At 63.4% G+C, this 20199-nt stretch carries 19 protein-coding genes; 4 read left to right on the forward strand and 15 right to left on the reverse strand.

What is annotated here, in order from left to right:
- Positions 1 to 662 precede the first annotated feature (662 nt).
- A complete protein-coding gene (locus G3O01_RS41600; RefSeq protein WP_205813305.1) occupies positions 663 to 3008 on the reverse strand; it encodes a TonB-dependent receptor in 2346 nt (781 codons plus the stop codon).
- A 231-nt stretch (positions 3009 to 3239) separates the two neighbouring features.
- Between G3O01_RS41600 and G3O01_RS41605 the strand changes: the two genes are divergently transcribed.
- On the forward strand, positions 3240 to 4343 hold the full coding sequence (locus G3O01_RS41605; protein ID WP_241024710.1) for an ATP-binding protein: 1104 nt from the start codon (positions 3240 to 3242) through the stop codon (positions 4341 to 4343).
- Here G3O01_RS41605 and G3O01_RS41610 read toward each other — a convergent pair.
- From G3O01_RS41610 to G3O01_RS41660, 11 genes are all read right to left on the reverse strand, one after another.
- On the reverse strand, positions 4283 to 4999 hold the full coding sequence (locus G3O01_RS41610) for a response regulator transcription factor (protein ID WP_205813306.1): 717 nt from the start codon (positions 4997 to 4999) through the stop codon (positions 4283 to 4285). The genes G3O01_RS41605 and G3O01_RS41610 overlap by 61 nt on opposite strands.
- Positions 4996 to 6231, reverse strand: coding sequence for a pyrroloquinoline quinone biosynthesis protein PqqE (gene pqqE, locus G3O01_RS41615; RefSeq protein WP_205813307.1), 1236 nt, complete (start codon positions 6229 to 6231; stop codon positions 4996 to 4998). The genes G3O01_RS41610 and pqqE overlap by 4 nt, the downstream gene beginning before the upstream one ends.
- A gap of 4 nt (positions 6232 to 6235) precedes the next feature.
- On the reverse strand, positions 6236 to 6520 hold the full coding sequence (pqqD, locus tag G3O01_RS41620; RefSeq protein WP_205813308.1) for a pyrroloquinoline quinone biosynthesis peptide chaperone PqqD: 285 nt from the start codon (positions 6518 to 6520) through the stop codon (positions 6236 to 6238).
- A complete protein-coding gene (gene pqqC, locus G3O01_RS41625) occupies positions 6517 to 7224 on the reverse strand; it encodes a pyrroloquinoline-quinone synthase PqqC (RefSeq protein WP_205813309.1) in 708 nt (235 codons plus the stop codon). Before pqqC ends, pqqD begins: the two co-directional genes overlap by 4 nt.
- Positions 7225 to 7265: 41 nt before the next feature.
- Positions 7266 to 8186 (reverse strand): pyrroloquinoline quinone biosynthesis protein PqqB, encoded by a 921-nt coding sequence (pqqB, locus tag G3O01_RS41630; RefSeq protein WP_205813310.1) that lies wholly within the window; start codon positions 8184 to 8186, stop codon positions 7266 to 7268.
- 84 nt (positions 8187 to 8270) lie between these two features.
- Positions 8271 to 8837: a cytochrome b gene (locus G3O01_RS41635; protein ID WP_205813311.1), complete on the reverse strand. Its 567-nt coding sequence runs from the start codon at positions 8835 to 8837 to the stop codon at positions 8271 to 8273.
- A gap of 14 nt (positions 8838 to 8851) precedes the next feature.
- A complete protein-coding gene (locus G3O01_RS41640) occupies positions 8852 to 9715 on the reverse strand; it encodes a formylmethanofuran dehydrogenase subunit C (RefSeq protein WP_205813312.1) in 864 nt (287 codons plus the stop codon).
- Positions 9712 to 10671 carry a formylmethanofuran--tetrahydromethanopterin N-formyltransferase gene (fhcD, locus tag G3O01_RS41645; protein WP_205813313.1) on the reverse strand — a complete coding sequence of 320 codons (960 nt, stop codon included), beginning with the start codon at positions 10669 to 10671 and terminating at the stop codon, positions 9712 to 9714. The genes G3O01_RS41640 and fhcD overlap by 4 nt, the downstream gene beginning before the upstream one ends.
- A 13-nt stretch (positions 10672 to 10684) precedes the next feature.
- Positions 10685 to 12385: a formylmethanofuran dehydrogenase subunit A gene (locus G3O01_RS41650; RefSeq protein ID WP_205813314.1), complete on the reverse strand. Its 1701-nt coding sequence runs from the start codon at positions 12383 to 12385 to the stop codon at positions 10685 to 10687.
- The gene (locus tag G3O01_RS41655; RefSeq protein WP_205813315.1) at positions 12382 to 13779 is read right to left on the reverse strand and encodes a formylmethanofuran dehydrogenase; all 1398 of its coding nucleotides are present in this window, start codon (positions 13777 to 13779) and stop codon (positions 12382 to 12384) included. The genes G3O01_RS41650 and G3O01_RS41655 overlap by 4 nt, the downstream gene beginning before the upstream one ends.
- Before the next feature lie 292 nt (positions 13780 to 14071).
- The gene (locus tag G3O01_RS41660) at positions 14072 to 14824 is read right to left on the reverse strand and encodes a HisA/HisF-related TIM barrel protein (protein ID WP_205813316.1); all 753 of its coding nucleotides are present in this window, start codon (positions 14822 to 14824) and stop codon (positions 14072 to 14074) included.
- Positions 14825 to 14840: 16 nt separating this feature from the next.
- Between G3O01_RS41660 and G3O01_RS41665 the strand changes: the two genes are divergently transcribed.
- The 3 genes from G3O01_RS41665 to G3O01_RS41675 all read left to right on the forward strand — a co-directional run bounded on the left by G3O01_RS41665 (position 14841) and on the right by G3O01_RS41675 (position 17676).
- On the forward strand, positions 14841 to 15863 hold the full coding sequence (locus G3O01_RS41665; protein ID WP_205813317.1) for an ATP-grasp domain-containing protein: 1023 nt from the start codon (positions 14841 to 14843) through the stop codon (positions 15861 to 15863).
- Positions 15860 to 16960 carry a hydantoinase/oxoprolinase family protein gene (locus G3O01_RS41670; protein WP_205813318.1) on the forward strand — a complete coding sequence of 367 codons (1101 nt, stop codon included), beginning with the start codon at positions 15860 to 15862 and terminating at the stop codon, positions 16958 to 16960. Before G3O01_RS41665 ends, G3O01_RS41670 begins: the two co-directional genes overlap by 4 nt.
- Positions 16961 to 17085: 125 nt before the next feature.
- Positions 17086 to 17676 carry an aspartate kinase gene (locus G3O01_RS41675; protein ID WP_205813319.1) on the forward strand — a complete coding sequence of 197 codons (591 nt, stop codon included), beginning with the start codon at positions 17086 to 17088 and terminating at the stop codon, positions 17674 to 17676.
- Between the two features lie 13 nt (positions 17677 to 17689).
- On the opposite strand, the gene G3O01_RS41680 is transcribed toward G3O01_RS41675, so the two are convergent.
- The 3 genes from G3O01_RS41680 to pqqA form a co-directional block, all read right to left on the reverse strand.
- Positions 17690 to 18397 (reverse strand): (5-formylfuran-3-yl)methyl phosphate synthase, encoded by a 708-nt coding sequence (locus tag G3O01_RS41680; RefSeq protein WP_205813320.1) that lies wholly within the window; start codon positions 18395 to 18397, stop codon positions 17690 to 17692.
- A 10-nt stretch (positions 18398 to 18407) separates the two neighbouring features.
- Positions 18408 to 19019: a DUF447 domain-containing protein gene (locus G3O01_RS41685; protein WP_205813321.1), complete on the reverse strand. Its 612-nt coding sequence runs from the start codon at positions 19017 to 19019 to the stop codon at positions 18408 to 18410.
- A gap of 829 nt (positions 19020 to 19848) precedes the next feature.
- Entirely contained in the window at positions 19849 to 19923 is a 75-nt protein-coding gene (pqqA, locus tag G3O01_RS45670) for a pyrroloquinoline quinone precursor peptide PqqA (RefSeq protein ID WP_007576927.1), read from the reverse strand.
- Between the last annotated feature and the right edge of the window lie 276 nt (positions 19924 to 20199).

Below are 20199 nucleotides of genomic sequence, written 5' to 3' on the forward strand. Positions count from 1 at the left end.
CGTCGCCCCTGTGCGGGGCGGCACCTACTTTTCTTTGCCGCGGCAAAGAAAAGTAGGCAAAAGAAAGCCGCTGAACACCGCTAATTCTTGTTCCCGCCTGAGGGCCCCCAACGGGTCCTCCGCTTCACACGACAACCTCTCAGTCACCGCCCGTTGCCAGCGCTTTGAATCGGCGCCTCACCCGCTTCACGCTCCCGCGTCGCCACACGCGCGATCAAATCACCCACGTTCTATAGCGGCAAACTGTGTGTCGGCTTTCGCGGCGTATGCGCTTCACTCCGGACTGAAAAACACGATCGGTGTCGTAAGAGCGCTGACGTTTGCAGCACTACGACCTACACACAGTTTGCCACCTGGGCGGCCGTAACCATTCGCTGCCGTTTGCTGCGCTACGGGTGCTTGAAGTGGGTGAGGCGCCTGTTCGCAGCGCTGGCAACGGGCATTGAAAGGCAGAACGCCGATTGAGGCGGAGGAACTGTTGGGGCCCTCAGGCGGAGGTCAAGAACGGGCGGTGTTAGCCCGCTTTCTTTGCTTACTTTCTTTGCGGCGGCAAAGAAAGTAAGTGCCGCCCCGCACAGGGGCAACGCCTGAAGCACGAAGGCAAATCGCGGATGCCAGCGCAAACACAAGCAAACCACCCAGCGTCTGCAAGACAAAAAAACCTACTTCCATGCATACCTCAACCCCACCCAAACCCCTCTCGGCGCACCAATCCCAAGAAACTGCTCATTAGTAACCCCACCCGGATCAAAAGTATGATTGGGCCCATTAAAAAAATTCTCGCCAAGAATCGCAAAACTCGAATACCGCTTGTTAAGCAGATTCTTGACAGTAGCAAACACCTGAAGCTGCTTCGTAACGTTGTAAGTCGTATCGAGGTCGATCAAAAAATACCCGGCAACAGTGCCATTTACATCCTGATTATCCTCGTCACCCCGCGCAAAAATACTGCCCCGATAGGTAAGATTCGTGCCGATATTCCATGCCGGAATCGGCGTGTAATCGACGCGCACCTTCACCGTATTCTGCGGAATACCCGGAATGCGATCACCAGGCTTCACGGTAATGTTGCCATTCGCATCCGCGCTCGAATTGCTCGCGCTGCTTTCGGTCCACGTCGACTGATACGTCGCGTCGATATAGCTATAACTCGCACTCACGCCAATCTTGCCGTACTTCGTGCGGCCCGCGAGTTCGAAACCCTGACGGCGCGTCTTGCCGACGTTCTGAAAATATCCCAACGTACTCGCCGCGCCATTGGCACTGATGAACTGGATATCATCGTCGAGCGTCGTTCGATACAGCGCCGCGCTCCAAGATGTATTGGCGCCAATTTTTCCGCGCGCGCCGACCTCGAACGTCTTCGAAATCACCGGCTTCAGCGACGGGTCCGCAATAAAGTCATTCGGCAGCGAGCACGGCGCATCCGGGTCCGCGCACGCGAGTTCAATCGATGTCGGCGAACGCATGCCTTCGTTGTACGTGAAGTACGCAGTGAGCGTATCGGTCGGATTGTAGGTAATGCCAACAGCAGGATTGAAGCGCGAAAACACATGCCGTCCATCGAGCAGCGGCTGCACGCCGCTCTCATCGCCGATCGTCGTGCGTGACCAGTTGTAGCGGCCCGCGAACGTCAAGGCCCATTGATCGGTGAACGAGAAAGTATCGGTGAAATAGATGCCGTAGGTTTCGTTGCGCGTCTTCGCGTCCGTGGTCGGTTCGAACGGACCGGTGCCGATGGTCGCGCGCGTGTCGGTGAAAGTCGCGTCCTGCGTCGATTGCGTGAAATGGGTATTCGCGAGATCGGCGGCTACGCCGAGCGTCAGTTCATTGCGCTTGCCGAACAGATTCTGCAACAACGCCAGTTGCAGACTGCCGCCATAGCTCTGCGTGAACACGGTCGACTGCAAGTTCGTGGCGGGCGGCACATCATCGTCATCGTCGCCGGGGTCGAAATCGTCGTTGACGTTGCTGCTCGTGTTCGTGTTGCGGTAATGGCGATAGTAGAGCGTGCCGCTCAACTGCACGTTGGGCGTGAAATAGTGCTCGCCCGCAATCGTCAGATAGCCGACCGTATTGTGGTTCTGATCGGGAAACGTGTACGCCTGATTGCGGTTGTCGAGAAACGAGCGCGGAATCGTCTGCGAGCCGTCGAGTGTGTTGTCCGCACCGCCGCCGGATATTGACAATGTGGTGTCGCCATCGTGGTAGCGCAGTTTGCCGAATGCCTGACGCAAGCGGCTGCCGTTGTGATCGGCCCAGCCGTCGTCGTTGGTCGCGTTGGCAGTGAAGTAGTAGTCGAGATTGCTGCCTATTACGCCGCCTTGCTGGATCTGTGCGCTCTTGCGTCCGAACGACCCGCCGCTGATCTCCGCTTCGCCGCCGGGTGAATTGCTGCCGTTCTTCGTCGTGATCGCAATCGCACCGCCCAGTGTATTGAGGCCGAAGGTCGGATTGGAGCCGGGAATCAGCTGGATCGTATCGATCGCGGCCTGCGGTATCAGATCCCAGTTGACGACGTCGCCGAACGGCTCGTTAATCCGCACGCCATCCATGAAGACCGACAAACCCTGCGGCGTGCCGAGCAGCGGCGACGCGGTAAAGCCGCGATAGTTGATGTCCATCTGCGAAGGGTTGCCCTGCGCGTCGTTGATATCGACGCTTTGCAGATTGCTCGAGAAGTAGTCCGTCAACGTGTTCGGATGCTGCTGGTCGATCTCGCGTCCGCGTATGGTCTGCACGTTGGCGGGCACCAGTTCGATCGCGGTGCCGATGCCGATCAGCGGCGTCGTGCCGATCACGAGAATCGACGGCATCTCGGCTTCCTGCGTCGTGTTCTGCGCGGTCTGCTGCACGTCGGCGGACGGCGTCGCTTCAGGGGGCGTCGTGGCGTCCTGTGCCCATGCTGCTGCGCACAGGCTCGCCAATGCACTGCTGAATACCAGCTTGAAAGCGCCCTTGCGAGGATGCAAACGGGCGCGTCGCGATTTGCGTCGCGAAGGTTTCATCGTTGTCGTCTCCGGCAGGTTGTTTTAGCCTTATGTCGGCGGCGTTGTCGCGGGCTGCGCATGCTTGCCCCGTGTCGCTTGACCGTTGTCTGAAGCGTCGCACAGGAAGGACGGGAATTGCCCGGGAAGCTTTCCCGATTCTTTCGGGAGGCGTTCCCAAACATACAAAAAGCAACGTATAAAGCGCTCATCCGATGAGTAGAATGATTTACTGCCTCCATCGATACGCTCATGCCCGAAGCTCTCTCTTCAGTCAGACCAGTGGACGCCAAACCGGACCAGCGGCACGCAACGGCAAATCGCGCAGATGGCGCGCAACGGCCCGCAGCCGCTACGAACGCGGCCGCGCGTGGCGCGGAGTCGCGCTCCGTCGCGTGGCGGGACTTTCTGTGCGTCGTGGTGTTGACGGTGATCGTCGGCGTGCTGTGCTCGGCTTTCGACGTCAGCGAACTCGCGTACCGCTGGAGCCGCCGTGCCGAGCGCTATCAGCTCGACGAACTGCCCGTCACGCTGTTCGTGCTCGCAGCGGGCCTCGCGTGGTTCTCCTGGCGGCGCTATCGGGATTCGCAGAAGGAATTGCAGCGGCGGCGCGTGGCCGAAGAAGAAGCCGCGCGGCTTCTGGCTGAGAACCGCCGGCTCGCGAGCCAGGTGATCGAAGCGCAGGAAGCGGAGCGCCGTCATCTCGCGCGTGAATTGCACGACGAACTGGGGCAGTACCTGAATGCAATTGCACTCGACGCGGCGCGCATACGCGACCTGTCCACACAAGGGGACGAGGTTCACCGCGCATCGCTGGCTGTGATGCAGAGCGCGGGCTTCGTCTACCGTCAGATCGGCGGGATGATCCGCAAGCTGCGACCCATTGGCCTCGACGAACTTGGCCTGCCGAGCGCGCTCGAACATTGTGTGGAAGGCTGGCGCGAGCGGCTGCCCGACGCATCGTTCAAGCTGACTATCGACGGCGATTTCGACGGCTTCACCGATGCCCTCAACATCACGCTCTACCGGCTGGTGCAGGAAGCGCTGACGAACGTGTCGAAGTTCGCGCGCGAATCGAATGTCGAAATCTATCTGGTGAGGGCGCCCGCTGACAGTAAGCGCGGTGGCGAGATCGTCGTCACAGTCGCCGACGACGGTCCAGGTCTCGATCTGTCGAAGCCGCGCAGCGGGCTAGGGCTGATCGGCATGCGCGAACGCGTCGAGGCGCTCGCCGGCGAGTTCCATGTCGCAAGTGAACCGGGGCGCGGCTTTCTGCTCTGCGCGCGCGTGCCGACTCAGCTTGGGCTGCCCGAACCGAGCGCTTCCATCGCGCCCGGCGAGCCGAAAAGCTCGTGAGGCGATGCAAGCTCGGAGAACTGCAGGCCGAGCCGCTGCGCGATCTGCACGAGTTGCACGCCATTGTTCGCGCCGAACTTCTGCCGGATCGCCGACTGATGGTTTGCAATCGTCTTCTGGCTGAGTCCAAGCCGCTCCGCAATCACGGGCAACGTATAGCCCTGCACGAGCAGGCGCAGCACTTCGAATTCGCGCGCGGACAACTGCCGTCCCGGTGGCCCTTCGCTGTACATCGTCCGTAGCGCGAGCGCGTGCGAGACATCCGCGCTCAGATAGCGCACACGCCGCGCGACCGCGCGCACCGCTTCGACGAGCACATCGGGCGCACTTGCCTTGGTCACATAGCCGCACGCGCCGGCATCGAATGCGCGGCGTACGAATAGCGTCTCTTCATGCACGCTGAAAATCAGCACGCAAGCGTCGGGCTCGCGCGCGAGCATGCGCCGCATCGCTTCGATGCCGCTCGCGCCCGGCAGCGCGAGATCCATCACGACGACATCGGGCTGCAACGCGCAGAAGCGCTGATACGCCTGCGTCGCATCGCCGGCTTCGCCTGCGACGCGCACATCGGGGCTCAGTTCGAGCAGCCTGCGGTAGCCTTCGCGCACGACGGCATGATCGTCGACGAGAAGCACGGAAATAGCGGGCGTCGTCATGATCGCGTTCCCTCAGGATGGGGCGTCGCTGTGACCTCGCGCGGTGCGTGCTGTGCGGTTGCGTCGGCGCTGAGGCGTTTCGAGTTGGCGTCGTTGCGGAACGTGACAGGCTGCTCGTTGGGCGCAAGCGTCGCCGGACGCTGAGCGGCCTCACGCACGACTTGCACGACCTGCTCGTGATGCGCAGACTTGTCGCAGACGGGATCGGCATTGGCGGCGTCCTGCGTCAGCAGATACGCCTGACAACGGCAGCCGCCAAGGTCTTTGGTCTTTTCTTCGCAGCTTCGGCACGGCTCCTTCATCCACTCGAAGCCGCGAAAGCGGTTGAAGGCATCGCTGTCGTACCAGATGTGTTCGAGCGGCGTGTCCTTCACGTTAGGAAACGTGAGGCCCGGCAACGAGCGCGCGGAGTGGCAGGGCAGCGCGGCACCATCGGGTGCGATGCCGAGAAACACCGAGCCCCAGCCGTTCATGCAGCGTTTGGGCCGCGTCTCGAAGTAGTCGGGTACGACAAAGAAGATCTTGCAGCGGTTGCCGATCTCCTTTCTATACCGTTCGACCACGGCTTCCGCTTCGCGCAACTGTTCGGCTGTCGGCATCAGTTGTGCGCGGTTCGCGTGCGCCCAGCCGTAGTATTGCGTGTTCGCCAGCTCCAGATATTCGGCGCCCATTGCCAGCGCCATGTCGATGATCTTGTCGACATGCGGCAGGTTGTAGCGATGCAGCACGCAGTTCAGTACCATCGGAAAGCCATGTGCCTTGATCGAACGCGCGACGCGGTTTTTCAGGTCGAAGGTGCGGGTGCTGCTCAGGAAGTCATTGAGTTCCTGTGTCGAGTCCTGGAACGACAACTGGATATGATCGAGTCCGTTTGCCTTCAGCGTATCGAGCCGCTTTTCCGTCAGCCCGACACCCGACGTGATGAGATTTGTATAAAAGCCTAGCCTGCGCGCTTCGGCGACGAGTTCTTCGAGATCGTCGCGCATCAGCGGTTCGCCGCCGGAAAAACCGAGTTGCGCAGCACCGAGCTTGCGCGCCTGTTGCAGCACGTCGATCCATTGCGCGGTGCTCAACTCGTTGTTATGACTCGTGTAATCGACCGGGTTGTAGCAGAACGCACAATGCAGCGGGCAACGGTACGTCAGTTCAGCGAGCAGCCACAACGGTGGCCCCACGCTGCTGCGCGCGGCGTGTTGCGCTTGCTCCTGTGTGGGTGTCGAAAGGTCGGTCATCCTGTCACTCCAGCCAGCCACGCGAGCGCGCGTGCTCGATGAAAATTTCGACTTCGGGCGCGAGGCCCTGCGCGTTGAACGCCGCTTCGAGTTCTGCCACCAGCGTCGGCACATCGCGCGTGCCGTCGCAGCGCAACAGGATCTGCGCAGCGCTCTGGTTCAGCTTCACCATGCCTTCGGGATACAGCAGCACGTGCGCGTCCTGCGCCGGCTCCCATTGCAGGCGAAACAGGCTGCTCAGTTTCGGGCCGCGTTTATCCGTGGCTTGCGCATTGTCTTGAGTATTCATGCCGGGAACGCCTTTTCGATCGCGTCGAGCATCGTCCAGAGAATGTCGAGCTTGAATTGCAGAATGTCGAGCGCGCGTTCCTGCTGCTCGCGCGTGCGGAAATGATCGAGCGTGACAGCGAGGCCATGTTCGACATCGCGCTGCGCGAGCGAAATACGCGAGCGGAAATACGCAAGGCCTTCAGGCTTGATCCACGGATAATGCTCGGGCCACGTCGACAGCCGGTCCTTGTGAATCTGCGGCGCGAAGATCTCCGTGAGCGACGAGCACACGGCTTCCTGCCACGGCGCGCGGCGCGCGAAATTCACGTAGGCATCTACGGCGAAGCGCACGCCCGGCACCACATGTTCTAGCGACCACAATTCATCGCGCGACAATCCGACCGCATCGCCCAGACGCGCCCACGTTTCGATGCCGCCTTCGTCTTCGCCATAACCGTCGTGATCGAGAATGCGCAGCACCCAGCGGCGGCGCGTTTCGCGGTCGGGGCAATTCGACAGCACGGCCGCATCCTTCAGCGGAATGTTGATCTGATAGTAGAAGCGGTTCGCGACCCAGCCGCGAATCTGCTCGCGCGAGCATCCGCCGCTGTTCATCTTCACGTTGAACGGGTGATGGATGTGATACGCCTGTCCCTTCGCACGCAACTGTGCTTCGAATTCGTCGCGGGTCCATGCCGGGCCGATGTTGCCTTTGAAACTCATCGATCGCGTCTCCGTGTCAGTGGCTCAGGTTCACAAAGGGTTCACAACTCGAACAGCATTCCGTCGTGTGCGACTTCGATACCGTGCTCCGCAAGCGTGCGACGCTCGGGGCCGTCGTCGATCAGGATCGGGTTGGTGTTGTTGATATGTATTAGCACCTTTCGCGCGTTGGGCCTATCGAGCGAATCCAGCACGTCGATCATGCCGCCCGGACCCGTTTGCGCGAGATGGCCCATATCGGCAGCGGTTTTCTTCGACAGGCCGAGTTCGATCATTTCGTTGCTGGTCCACGTTGTACCGTCTACGAGCAGCAGATCGGCGCTGCGCATCGCGTCGCGGATATGCGGTTCGAGCACGCCAAGGCCGGGTGCGTAGAACACGCGCTTGCCGGAGCCGGGTGCTGTAATCAGCAAGCCAATGTTGTCGCCACGCTGCGGCGCCGCGCGATGCGGCGAGTAGGGCGGCGCCTTGCTCGACAGCGGCAGCGCTTCGATACGCACGCCGGGCAGCGCGGCAATCCCGAAGGGACCGGCATCGAGTGCGATGGTGTGGCGCTCGACGCCGCAGTAGTGCGACAGGATCGACACGACGGGAAAGCCCGATGACAGGTCTTGCCATACGGCATCGGTTGCATGAAGCGGCAGCGGCGCACTGTTTTCGCGCAGCATCAGCAGGCCTGTCACGTGATCGATTTGCGCATCCATCAGCAGCACGGCCGCGATGCCCGTGTCGCGTGCATGACGCGCGGGCTGCATTTCAGGGTTCGCGGCGAGCTGGGCGAGGATATCGGGCGAAGCATTCACGAGCAGCCACGCCACGCCATCGACGCTCACCGCAATCGACGACTGCGTGCGCCGCTGCGCGTTGATCGTGCCTTTGCGCACGCCATCGCAATTGCGGCAATTGCAGTTCCATTGCGGAAACCCGCCACCCGCCGATGAACCGAGCACCTTGACCTTCATCGTCCCCTTGCTCCCGAAAGTTTCTGCGAAAGTGCCTTGAAAACAGACGTCGATTGATGAGTGTGATGCATCACAACTACAGCATCACGGCAGCATCCTGCGCAGCAGCCCGTCGCGATCGATCAACTGATGCTTCAGCGCGCCCGTAACGTGCAACGCAATCAGCACGATGAAAACCCATGCAGCGATCTCATGAATGCCGAACCAGAAATGCCGTAGTTCCTTGTCGTCCCAGCCCCACTTGGGCAGCAGCAAGCCCCAGAAGCGCGTGCCGTACGTATTGAACGACGAACCCAGATAGCCCGTCACCGGCATTACGATCATTGCAGCGTATAAAAGAACCTGCGTAGCGCTCGCGGCGGCGCGTTGCCACGCTCGCATCGGCGGCAACGGCGGCCTGCCGGATACCATGAGAACTCCGATGCGCATCAGCACCAGCAGGAAAACCGTCAAGCCCAGCGACTTGTGAAAGTTGATCAGCACGGCCTTGAACGGCAGGCCGCGCGGCAGTCCGACCATATAGAGGCCAACACCCAGCATCGCGATGATGCACACCGCGATCAGCCAGTGCAGCACGATCAGCGCCATGGGAAAGCGCTCGGGCGTTTCCCTGGCACTGCGCGCAATATCGGTCGAGCGTGTCGCGTTCATGTCGGTTCCCTCGATCATTCGACGACCAGCAGTTCGCCGCGTCCATCGACTGCCAGATCGCCCGCGAAGCGTTGCGGAATCCGGCGCGCGTCGAGTGCGGCGAAGGGCGCGAGGCGCGGTGCGATGGCAGCGCCCAGCGCGGATGCCTCGCTGCATTCGACAGCCAGCGCCCGCGCAAACAGCGACCAGAACACATCGAAACCGCGGCCGCCCGTCGTGAACGTGGGCGGGATGCGTTCAGGCCGTTGCAACATCAACAGCGTGCCGCGCCGCATGCCGTAACCATAGTGTGCGCCAAGGCGGCCCGCAATGCCGATCGTCCCGGCCACGAGGCGCGACGCCGCGTAATCGCCCGCATCGCCGCCGATCAGCACCGTGCCGCGCCGCATCCGGTCGGCCAGCCGCGCGCCCGCGTTGCCAGCGACGATCAGCGTGCCGCCCGTCATGCCTTCCATATTGCCGGGCAGCGCGCCCGCGGCGAAATCGCCGCAATCGCTGCTGACGACGAGCTTGCCGCCGCGCATTTCGCAGCCCGCGAATTGACCCGCGTTTCCTGCAATGTCCAGCGTGCCGCCCGACATGCGCAAGCCCGCGTAATCCCCTGCCGAGCCGCTGATGCGCAGACTGCCAGCATCGAGTTGTGCGCCGACGCGATCCAGCCAAGGCGCATCGCCTTCGATCAGGAGACGGGCATCATCTGCGGTCGTGTCGACGGCAACATCGAACAGGTCGCCAACCGCACACGCCTCGTTGCCCGCAGCCAACGAAAGATGCGCAATCTCCGCGCCCGATAGTCTCGACAACGCGGACGGCAACAGCGTCGAACCATCGACGCGAAAGCTGGGCGCATGCTTCACGCGCAACGTAACCGTGCTCATGGCGAGCCGCCCGTTGACGTGCCCCTGTCGCGCTGCACAATGCCGGCCGCCAGTTCTCGCAGCTTGAAATGATAGGGCCCGAGCTTGCCGCCGTAGTTCCCGGCCGAGATGCGCACTACGCCATTCCCCGCTGTTGAAGCGGCCTCGATGCCCGCCTTCATCGCCGCGCCGACGTCGGCATCCGTCAGACCGTCGATCACGATTTCCAGCACGCAGCCTGTCTGTGCGTCGAGTTCGCTGCGTTGCGACAGACCGGCGAGCGTCGGGCAGAACGCGTCGTTGGTCGACGCGACGGCGCCTTTGTACTTCGAGCCGATTTTCGAACCCGAACGTACGACGCCGCCTGGGAACGGCGTAATCACATTCGCGAGCCGGTGCATTGCCGCGACGGCCGCTTCGGCACCCGCGAGCGCGCTGTCGAGGTCGCGCGCGAGCAGCAGCAGATTGCCGCCGCCCACCGCCTTTACTGTCTGCACCGATTCTTCGCAGACGAATTCGCCGTCCATCACGGGCACGCGCCAGTAACGCACGCCGCCCAGCACTTTCGAAATCTGCCAGCCGTCGCCGAAGAATCGCAGCGATCCGCCAAGCGGCGCGACATCCGACAGCGGTGCGCGCGTGGTCGCGGCGTCGATGCCGTTGTAGACGGCCGTGGTCGGGCAGGTCAGCACACACTGGCCGACGCGACGCGCGATCTGCTTCACCAGTTCCTTCGACGACACCGCGAAAATCAGCACGGAAATACCTGGGCGGCCATCGGGCGTTGCATCGGCGGGGATGTCGTGCTCGATGCCCGCCTCGCAGCCGCAATCGATCACCGAGGTCGCGAAACCCGTCAGCGACTCCGCCGCCGCGCGCGCCCAACGCGGCGTGTGCGCGGTGATGACGAGACGCGTCGCCTTCATCGGAAACGCTTCCGCGAAGGTGTCGTCGATCAAGGTGTCGTTGATCTGCATCGCGCGTCCGCCCTCAAGCTCTAGCGAGGCACGCGACGGGCAGCAGCCGTCCGCCGCGACAGCACGCGCAGATTTCGTCGTCGCTGATCACAGCGTGCGCGAAGTTCGTCGCCAGATTCGTGTCGCTGTACTGACGCAGCGTTTTTTCAATGCTCCTGTCGTAGTCGGGCGAGACGAAATGAATGCCGCCTGTCGGCGTCGAGACGAGATTGCCGTCGCGTGCGACCAGTGTGCCGTCCTTGAACACATACGCGGGCGACGTGAACATCCGTTCGCGGTCGGCGTCGTCGCGATACACGGCGATATCGGCGGCTGCGCCCGGCGCGAGATGGCCGCGATCTTTCAGGCCAAGCAGGCGCGCAGGCCCCGCGCGCGTGATGATCGCGATGTCGTACAGCGAGAATTCACGCTTCAGTTCAGGCAGCGCGCTCGCGACTTTCGCTTCCGGATGCAGCCGGTCAAGCTGCGCGTCGCGGAACGACTTGTCCATCAACAGGCGGATCAGATGCGGATAGCTCGTGAACGGCCCACCGTTCGGATGATCGGTCGTCATCGCGACGCGCCACGGGTCGTTCACCAGCAGAAAGATTTCGAGCCCGATGATCCATTGCAGTGCGTTCACATAGCTCTGCTCGCGATAACGGAACGGCACCACGCCGCAGCCCGCATCGCACTCGATATCGCCAACGATCCATTTATGCGGCCGCGCGAGCGGCGCGTTCCTGAACTGCATCATCGTGTCGCCGGATGCTGTCACTGTCTGCCCGAAGATGATCTGGCCAACATCGATCGATACATTTGGTCGAGCATTCACCGCCTCGGCAATCGCGCGCGCACCCGATGAAAACTTGCGCGGCCCTTCTGTGCCGTAGCTATGGAACTGGATGTGCGTGATGTGAATTGGCAGGCCGTCGGCGGCGTCCATCGTCGCGATGGTCGAACCGATGTTGCCCGGCACGCCAAGGTTGCTCGCGTGCACATGCAGCGGATGCGGCACGCGCAGTTCCGTCAACGCGCGCGTCAGCGTGCGCAGCACGTCGCGCGGCGTGATGCCGTAATGCACATGCGCTTCGTCGACATCGAGCGAACGCTGGTTGAACTTGAACGCCGAAATGCCGCCCGGATTGACCACCTTCACGCCAAGCGCGCGGCTCGCGTGCATCGTCCAGCCCACGTAATCGCGCATGCGCTCGAAGTCGTCCTTCGCGGCGAGCATCTGCAGCAGCAGTTCGTCGTTGCCGAGCATCACGTAGGCGCCGTGATCGATGATCGGCGTGTCGCCCATTTCGAGGTGCGCATGGCGTGCGTTCGACGCGATCATCGCCGGCTCGAATGCCGCCGTGTAGCCCATTTCCGCGTAACGGTAGCCGGCGGCGAATGTGCCCGGCGCGCATACGCCGCACGACGGCATGCGCAAGTACCGGCCGCTTTCGTCGCGCACGGCTTCGTACGTTGCATCGCGCGGCGCGTCGTCGCGATGATCTTCGGGCAACAGCAGCCGCGACAGATTCGTTTTGCCGCCGCCGATGTGCGAATGCAGATCGATGCCGCCCGCCATCACGATCATGCCGTGCGCGTCGTACTCCTGGTCGATGGATTCGTTCGCTGGCGGTTCGACGATACGGCCATCGCGAATGTAGATGTCGCGCTGCTCGCCGTCAGCGCCGTTCGCCGGATCGTAGACGCGGCCGCCTCTGAGCCGCGCGAGGCTCATGCCGGCCTCCGCGCCTGCGCGACGAGCTTGTCTGCCAGACGCGTTGCGATCGAGGCGACGCTCGGCAGTGCGACGTGGCGCGCCGCCTGCAGCGGCACGACGACGGATGTATCGACACGAAAGAGGTGGCCGTCGCTGTCGATGCCGGGCGTCGCAACCGGGATGAATACCGTTTTCGCGCTACGCGTTTGCTGCGCGGCGATCGCAGAACCCAGCGCGGGCGTACCGAGCACGATCACTGGCGTCGTCGCCGCGAGTTCAACGGGCAGCGGATGCGGGTCGAAGCTGGCGGTCCACAGCAGTGCGTCCGCTTCGCCCGCAGCAAGCAGGCGTTCCGTCCGATAGCGGTACGGATCGTAATCGAGCGGTGGCGTGCCGGGCAGCCGGTCGGGCTTCGACACACGTGTGCGCAACGGAAAGCCCGACAGCCAGGTGACCGTCTGATTCATGCTCAACGCGCCGTCCGCGCCACCGAGCGTCAGCACGCCCGCGCGGTTCGTGCGATTGATCGACTTGACGATACGGTGCAGCGCTTCGATCAGCAGCGCTGCATGCGGTTGAGGCAGCGCTGCCGGTTCGATCACGAATACCGTATAGCGCGCTTCGGCGATACGCGCCGTCAGCGCGGTAAGCGCCGTCGCGATGCCCGCGCCGTCTTCGAGCGATTCGGCGTTGCGGCCGCCTTCGGTGATCGCCGACCAGAGCGCGAGCACGTCATGCGGCGAGGTATCGATGAGCAGCGACGCGGTGTGCGTATTGACGGCTTCCGTCGCAGCGGGATCCGTGTCGCAGCAGACGAAGCGGATTTCCCGCGCCATCGAGTTGCCGCTCGGAATGCGCTCGTAAAAGCGCGGATGAAGCGCGGATGGCTCGCAGGCAAACACGACGAGCAGGTCGGCGCGCGAGCGCACTTCGGAGAGCGTCGTGAAGAATGCGCCGCGATCCTGCAACGCGAGCGTGGCGGCGCTGATCGCATCGCCGTGCACCGAATCGAGGATCGCGCCGCAGCCGGCCGCAAGCGTATAGAGCGCGCGCGCGCCGGCGATATCCGTCGCGCAGCCGCCGAACAGCGAGCGGCGCGCCTGCACGAGCACGTCGACGGCTTCGTCGAGCGCAGTATCGAGCGGTACAGGCGAGCCGTCGACGGAAGGCGAACACACGTTGTCGCTGGCGTCGTAGCGTGTCAGCGCATCGGCTAGACGCGTGCAGCGCGTGGCGGGCGCGGCGAGCGTCTGATTAGCGGCAAGATGCGCGTCGATGTCGTCGCACAGCAGCGGGCAGAAAGGGCAGGTCCAGTCGCGAGTGATCGAAGCGGACGACAACGCGGATGACAACGGACCATCGGCGGCTGAAGTCGCGTTGGCATGCGTTGTAGGGGACGTGGACTCGTGCATGGGAAACCGTCCAGCAAGGTCCGTGCCGATTTCGCCCAGGCTTTGCCGCGCGGCCGTGCAGCCGCGGTTTCATGCGTTTCGAACGAATGCTCACGCAAATGACGCGTTGTACCGGACGTGAACATCTCGCGAGCGCTCCGATGCGTGCCGTCGCGCACCACGCCACGCGCAGCACAGTATGTGCGTCGCGCTGGAACAGTGTGTCACTTGAGGACAGTGCGCTGCCCAATGCGCATGCAAGCCGCGCCGCTGCTGCAACGCGGACCGCGTGGCATGGATATTGTTTCGCGGATCACGCCGCGGACTTTGCGGCCGCGGTTTTCGTGGTCGCTGTGCCGAGCCTGCCGTCGTGAAGCGCCGATGCAACGAGCCATGCATGTGCGCCACTGCGGGCCGCCGCATCGAGATCGTCGCGATGACGGATGCCGCCCGCGCCGATCGTCATGCGCTGGCCCGCCTGTGCGTGGATCTGGCTGAAGGTGTCGAGATCGGGGCCGGCATCGGCGCCGACCTGATCGAGCGTCATCACGATCACGCGCGACGGCCACGATTCGGGCGAGCGCAGTGCGTGGGCGATTTCAGGCGCCGCGATCAGCTGACGGCCGCGATGATCGAGCGACAGGATGGGTGCGTAGCCAGCTGCTTCGGCCTCGCGCAGCGCGTCGAGCGAGCGCAGCGACTCGGAGCCGAACACGGGAACGATGCGCGTGGCTGTATCGCCGATGTGGCCGATACGCGAGAGGTGGGCCAGCATCGACGGGAAATCGGCGAAGCCCGCGTCGAGCCAGATTTCGAAGGGCGCACGGTTGAGGCCCGTGCCCAGCGCGGTAAGTGTCAGGAAGGCGGCGTCGCGCGCCATGATCGCGCCGAGGTCCGCGACGTAGAGCGCGGGTGCGGCTGTCGCAGCTGTCAATGCGCGGGCGACGGCAACTGGCTCGCTCGTTGCGCAAAGCGTCGACTGGATGGGGCGGTAGTTCGCGCGGTCGCCGCGTATCGCGCGCACCGCGTGGCCGTCGAGCAGATCGAGAACCGGGATCACCTGCATGCGGAGACGTTCCTTGATGAAGCTCTGGGTTTATGAGTATCTCACTGGCGGCGGCATCGACGCGCAACTCGCGGGCAGCAGCAGTCTCGCGGATCTGAGCGCGCTGGTCGTCGAAGGGCGCGTGATGCGCGATGCGATTGTCGGCGATCTGCGGCAACTGGAAGGCGTGCAGGTCAGCTTTGCCAGCTCGCGCTTCGAGCAGGTGCCCGAAGGCGTAGGGCATTGCCGCGCGAAGCCGGGCGAATCGATGCTGGAATTCGTCTCGCGGGCGGCGCGTGAGCACGATTACGCGTGGATCGTCGCGCCCGAGTGCGATGGCCTGATGCTCGATCTCGCCGATGCCGTCGGTCCGGGGCGCTGGATCGGCTGCACGAAAGAGGCGATCGCGCTCGCGTCGAGCAAGCGCGCGACGGCGGCGCGGCTTGCGTCACGCGGCATCGCGGTGACGCCTGCGCTCGAAGCATCGGATATCGACGTGAGCACGCAGCAGCGCTGGGTCGTCAAGCCGGACGACGGCGCGGGCAGTCTCGATACGCTCGTTTTCGACGATGCGCACGCGGCATGCGCCGAATATGCATCGCGTCGAGCGGCCGACCGCGAAGCGGTGTTGCAGGCGTGGGTGGAGGGCGATGCGCTGAGCCTGTCGCTGATGTGCGATGAAGCGGGCGTGACGCTCATCAGCATCAACCGGCAGAGGATCAGCGTGGACGAACCGGCGGCGGGCCATGCCGGGCAGGTGCTCGGCTTCGACGGCGTGGATGTCGACCAGATCGGCCTGGACAGCCCGCAAGGGCGCGCGCTCGATGCGCTCGCCCGGCAGGTCGCTGCGTCGCTGCCCGGTTTGCGCGGGTTTGCGGGTATCGATGTCGTGTGGCACGCGGCGCGCGGTCCCGTGGTGATCGAGGTCAATCCGCGCGCCACCGTGGCCTATGCGGGCTTGTCCGCGCGGCTCGGGCGCAATCTCGCTGCCGACGTGCTCGCGGCGCATGGTCTGTACGTCGCGCAGCGTGCGTTGTCCGCTTGCGGCACGTCATCATGAGCGCGGCTGCGGCTGTCTTGCTCGAACCGGCTGTGTTCGGCTGGGACGTGGGCGGCGCGCACGTGAAGGTGTCGCGCGTCGACGCGGCGGGCGTCGTCACGGATATCGCGCAATGGGCGTGTCCGCTATGGCAGGGACTGGAGCATCTGCATCGCACGATCGATGCAGCGGCTGCGCGCTGGCCGGAGCTTGGCCACGCGCGCTCGCGCCACGCCGTCACGATGACGGGCGAGATGGTCGATCTGTTCGCGGACCGGGAACACGGCGTACACGCACTGGTCGATGCACTTTCCGCGCGGCTCGGTGCAGAGACTGCGTTTTTCGCGGGCGCCTTCGGCTGGCTCGACGCCGCGCAGAGCGTCACGCAGTGGCGGGCGGTCGCATCGGCGAACTGGCTCGCGACCGCGCAATTCGTCGCGACGCGGATGCGCGACTGCGTGCTGATCGACATCGGCAGCACGACGACGGACATCGTGCCGATCGTCGATGCGCGTGTCGCGGCGCGCGGCCATAACGACGCGACGCGGCTTGTGACGGGCGAACTCGCGTATCACGGCGTGGTGCGCACGCCCTTGTGCGGCATTGCGCACCGGATCGCGTTTCGCGGCGAGACGGCGGGTGTGATGAACGAATGGTTCGCGACCAGCGCCGACGTCTACCGGCTGACGGGCGAACTCTGGCCGCCGCACGACCAGCATCCGAGCGCCGACAACGGTCTGAAGACCGTCGCGGCAAGCTGCGCGCGGCTCGCGCGCACCATCGGCCGCGATGCCGCAGACGCGAGCGAGGACGAATGGCGTGCGTTTGCCTACGCATGGCGCGACGCGCAATTGCGTGCAATCAGCGAGAGCTTCGACTCGGTGTGCGCGGCGCATCCGTCGCTGGCGGGCGCGCCTATCATCGGCGCGGGCTGTGGACGTTTCCTGGCGGCCGCTTTGGCGAAGGCACACGCACGTGAATACATGGATTTCGGTGGCTTCGCGCAGATAGCGGACGAAGCGTCAGACGATGCCGCCGAATGGATTGCGACGTGCGCGCCGAGCGTGGCCGTCGCGTGGCTGACGACGGCGAGGGAACGGGCACAGCGCGCCGCGTAACGCGCGGCGGACTGCGCCCATCGATGCGGCCCCGCCGCAGGCAGCGCAGACTCGCGATGCCGTCGGGGCGCAGCAGGCATGCACAGCGGTGCCGTCGTGAGGTCGAACGAAAGTGAGGTAACGACATGTGGGTGGTGAAGATCGGGGGCAGCCTGAGTCACGACCCGTCGCTGCGGGACTGGCTCACGCAGTTGTGGGAGGTCGGCGGCGGACGCGTGGTGATCGTGCCTGGCGGAGGAGATTTTGCGGACAGCGTGCGCGCGTATCAGCGGGAATGGCAATTCGACGATCTCGCTGCCCACAACATGTGCCTGCTCGCGATGACGCAGTACGCGCTGATGATGCAAGCCGTGCTGCCCGACCTCGTGCTGGCGACCAACGAGGATCTGATCCGGCGTGCATTGCGCAACGGCAAGGTGGCCGTGTGGATGCCCGTAGGCCTGATGCGCGTCACGCCCAATTCGATGACCAACTGGGACACCACGTCCGACAGCCTGGCCGCGTGGCTGTCGTCGTCGCTGAACGCCGAGCGCCTGATGGTCGTCAAGTCGTGCCCGGTCGGCGAAAACGTGCCGCTCATGACGCTCGCGTCCAATGGTGTGGTCGACGCGAGCTTTATCCAGTATGTGAAAGAAGCGAACTACGAAGTCGAGCTTTTCAGCAAGACGGATGTCGCGCTGGTGCGCGAGCGCCTGTTGAATGCATCGGCGGCGTGAGCTTTAGCCTGCCTCAGGCAGCAGCCGCCGACGCGACGGGCGCGGCATGATGCAGCGCGTCGGCCCATTGCGCGACGCGGCGTGGATCGAGGCGCGACGTGCGGCCGTCTTCGCAGAGCGCGGTGCGAAAACCGGCGACGTCGGGCGCGAGTGCGCGGATCGCGTCGAGCTGCGCCCAGCCGAGCGAGCCCGCGATGCAGGCCATTGCGCCCGATGCGCGAATCGTCGCGAGATAGCGCGCGATTGTCGCGCTATCGATGCAATCGAGCAGCGTGCGGCCTGTTTTGCCTGCCGTATCGAACACGATGCCTTCGAAGCCGAGCGACACCGCGTGCTCGACGAGTTGCGCTTCGACGCCGTCATCGCACAGCAGAACGGGGAGCACATTGGCCTGCAAACCGGCGATGCGTGTGAGGCATGCATGCGCGTGCGGTCCCGGCACGATGCCCACTTTCACGAAATCGACGCCTGTTTCGGCGACATCGTTGACGCGTGTCGCGATGGCATCGAGCGCCTCGGGCGGCAGATCGCCGATGGTGGCGCTGATCGGTTTGACGGGATAACGTGAACGCAGGGTACGCGCGATACGCCAGATGTTATCCAGCGACACACCGCCGAGCGCGCCTTCGAGCGGTTCTTTCAGATCGATCAGATCGGCGCCGGCGCCGGCTGCATCGAATGCCTCTTCCGCCGAGCGGACGCTTGCGAGCAATGCGGTCATCCGGATTTCCTCAGGACGTGTGCGTTGAGGGTTCTGCTTTTTTGTCGGCGGCGTCGCCGGTGTTGCGAAAGCGTTGGACAGCTGCTGTGATCCAGTTCCACGCAGTGAGTTCATCGGGGCCGGCGGTTTTATCGATGGCGATCTGCAGATAGGCCATTTCGCGGTCGATCTTGTCGGCGGGCAGCATGAAGAGGCGGCTGACGAGGATCGCGCCTTCGACGACGGCGGCTTGCGCGCGATTGAAGCCTGCGAATGGCGCGTGGGTTTCGGCGTGCACGCAGCGCATGTGCAGCACGGGGCGTTGCGGGTCGTCGGTGATGTGGTCGAGGGTCAGTTCCGTGTGGGCGAGGGATTCTTTCAGCCTGACGCTGGCGACCTGGGTGGCCGGACAGGTCGGCCAGTCGCGTTGGGTGCCGGTTACGCAGCCGGCGAATATGCGGGTGTCGGTTGTGTAGTTGATTACCGCTGCGCGGGTGGCTAGTACGTTGTCCAGTGTTCTGGATGGTTTGAATGGGGACAGGATTGCCAGGCCTTTCTCTTTCTCGTCGAAACGTACGCCCATTGGGGCGGTGTGTGGCACGCCGTCAATGGTGCAGGTAGTGATGATGGTTTCGTGGATCATGGTTTGGGTTTGGTTTGCTTTTGTCTTGCGACGCTGGGGTGGTTTGCTTTTGTTTTTGCTGGCATCCGCGATATGCCTTCGTGCTTCACGCGTCGCCCCTGTGCGGGGCGGCACTTACTTTCTTTGCCGCGGCAAAGAAAGTAAGCAAAGAAAGCCGCTCACACCGCCAGCCCTTCTTCCTGCCTGAGGGCCCCCAACGGTTCTTATTCTTCACACGGCAACCTCTCAGTCCCCGCCCGTTGCCAACGCCTCGATTGAACGCCTCACCCGCCTCAACCACCCGTAGCAGCATCGAGCGGCAGCGACTGGTGTGCGCCGCCCAGGTGGCAAACTGTGTGTCGGTTTTCGCGGGGGGCGCGCATCACTTCGGACTGAAAGCACGGCGCATGCCTTCCTGTAAGCGCGCCGACGTTCGCGGCACTACGACCTACACACAGTTTGCCACCTTGGCGGCCGTAGTGATGCGCTACCGTTGGCTTGCTACGGGTGAATGGAGCGGGTGAGGCGTTTGGTCGAAGCGTTGGCAGCGGGGAACGAGAAGAGCGCGGGTGCGAGCAGGACGGGGCCGTTGGGGGCCCGTGGGTAAAGGTCAAGAATTGGCGGTGTGAGCGGCTTTCTTTGCTTACTTTCTTTGCCGCGGCAAAGAAAGTAAGTGCCGCCCCGCACAGGGGCAACGCTTGAAGCACGAAGGCAATTCGCGGATGCCAGCGAAGGGACAACCCCCGAATGCCAGACAAAACGAAAAAACCAGATTGCGGCAACGCACAACCAAAACACAACGGGGCCAGCCCAGAAAACCCAGACCGGCCCCGCGACAGCGGCAAAAAAATCACCGCGTAGCGATATACATCGTGATTTCAAACCCGAAACGCATATCGGTATACCCAGGGGTAGTCCACTGCATAGTCTCGTCCTCCTTTCACGATTAAAAAAAACTAGCGGTCCCATTGCGACAGGAAGTGCACAGGATTGCGCACACCCATCACCTCGGCCCATGTTGCTGACGCAACTGTCGTACCAGTCACCAGCCCTCGGGGAAAGTCCGCTTGCTTACGGGCCTTACTGTAGCGGAACTGCAGCAAAGTGTTGCACGAGCCGATCACCCATTGTGGACGCATTTTGCATTCCGTGCACGCGTGTTAACGGATCGTTTAAGCCTGCTGAAAAAAATCGTGAATTC

This window comes from Burkholderia sp. Ac-20365, from assembly GCF_017104715.1.
Taxonomy (GTDB): Bacteria; Pseudomonadota; Gammaproteobacteria; order Burkholderiales; family Burkholderiaceae; genus Paraburkholderia.

Coding starts and splice junctions, on each gene's coding strand:
- pqqB (WP_205813310.1), bottom strand. CDS start 8,186: ATGAAGGTCAAGGTGCTCGGTTCATCGGCGGGTGGCGGGTTTCCGCAA.
- G3O01_RS41680 (WP_205813320.1), bottom strand. CDS start 18,397: ATGACCGCATTGCTCGCAAGCGTCCGCTCGGCGGAAGAGGCATTCGAT.
- G3O01_RS41650 (WP_205813314.1), bottom strand. CDS start 12,385: ATGAGCCTCGCGCGGCTCAGAGGCGGCCGCGTCTACGATCCGGCGAAC.
- G3O01_RS41610 (WP_205813306.1), bottom strand. CDS start 4,999: ATGACGACGCCCGCTATTTCCGTGCTTCTCGTCGACGATCATGCCGTC.
- G3O01_RS41640 (WP_205813312.1), bottom strand. CDS start 9,715: ATGAGCACGGTTACGTTGCGCGTGAAGCATGCGCCCAGCTTTCGCGTC.
- fhcD (WP_205813313.1), bottom strand. CDS start 10,671: ATGCAGATCAACGACACCTTGATCGACGACACCTTCGCGGAAGCGTTT.
- G3O01_RS41685 (WP_205813321.1), bottom strand. CDS start 19,019: ATGATCCACGAAACCATCATCACTACCTGCACCATTGACGGCGTGCCA.
- G3O01_RS41665 (WP_205813317.1), top strand. CDS start 14,841: ATGAAGCTCTGGGTTTATGAGTATCTCACTGGCGGCGGCATCGACGCG.
- G3O01_RS41670 (WP_205813318.1), top strand. CDS start 15,860: ATGAGCGCGGCTGCGGCTGTCTTGCTCGAACCGGCTGTGTTCGGCTGG.
- G3O01_RS41655 (WP_205813315.1), bottom strand. CDS start 13,779: ATGCACGAGTCCACGTCCCCTACAACGCATGCCAACGCGACTTCAGCC.
- G3O01_RS41675 (WP_205813319.1), top strand. CDS start 17,086: ATGTGGGTGGTGAAGATCGGGGGCAGCCTGAGTCACGACCCGTCGCTG.
- pqqE (WP_205813307.1), bottom strand. CDS start 6,231: ATGACCGACCTTTCGACACCCACACAGGAGCAAGCGCAACACGCCGCG.
- G3O01_RS41635 (WP_205813311.1), bottom strand. CDS start 8,837: ATGAACGCGACACGCTCGACCGATATTGCGCGCAGTGCCAGGGAAACG.
- pqqD (WP_205813308.1), bottom strand. CDS start 6,520: ATGAATACTCAAGACAATGCGCAAGCCACGGATAAACGCGGCCCGAAA.
- pqqC (WP_205813309.1), bottom strand. CDS start 7,224: ATGAGTTTCAAAGGCAACATCGGCCCGGCATGGACCCGCGACGAATTC.
- G3O01_RS41660 (WP_205813316.1), bottom strand. CDS start 14,824: ATGCAGGTGATCCCGGTTCTCGATCTGCTCGACGGCCACGCGGTGCGC.
- G3O01_RS41600 (WP_205813305.1), bottom strand. CDS start 3,008: ATGAAACCTTCGCGACGCAAATCGCGACGCGCCCGTTTGCATCCTCGC.
- G3O01_RS41605 (WP_241024710.1), top strand. CDS start 3,240: ATGCCCGAAGCTCTCTCTTCAGTCAGACCAGTGGACGCCAAACCGGAC.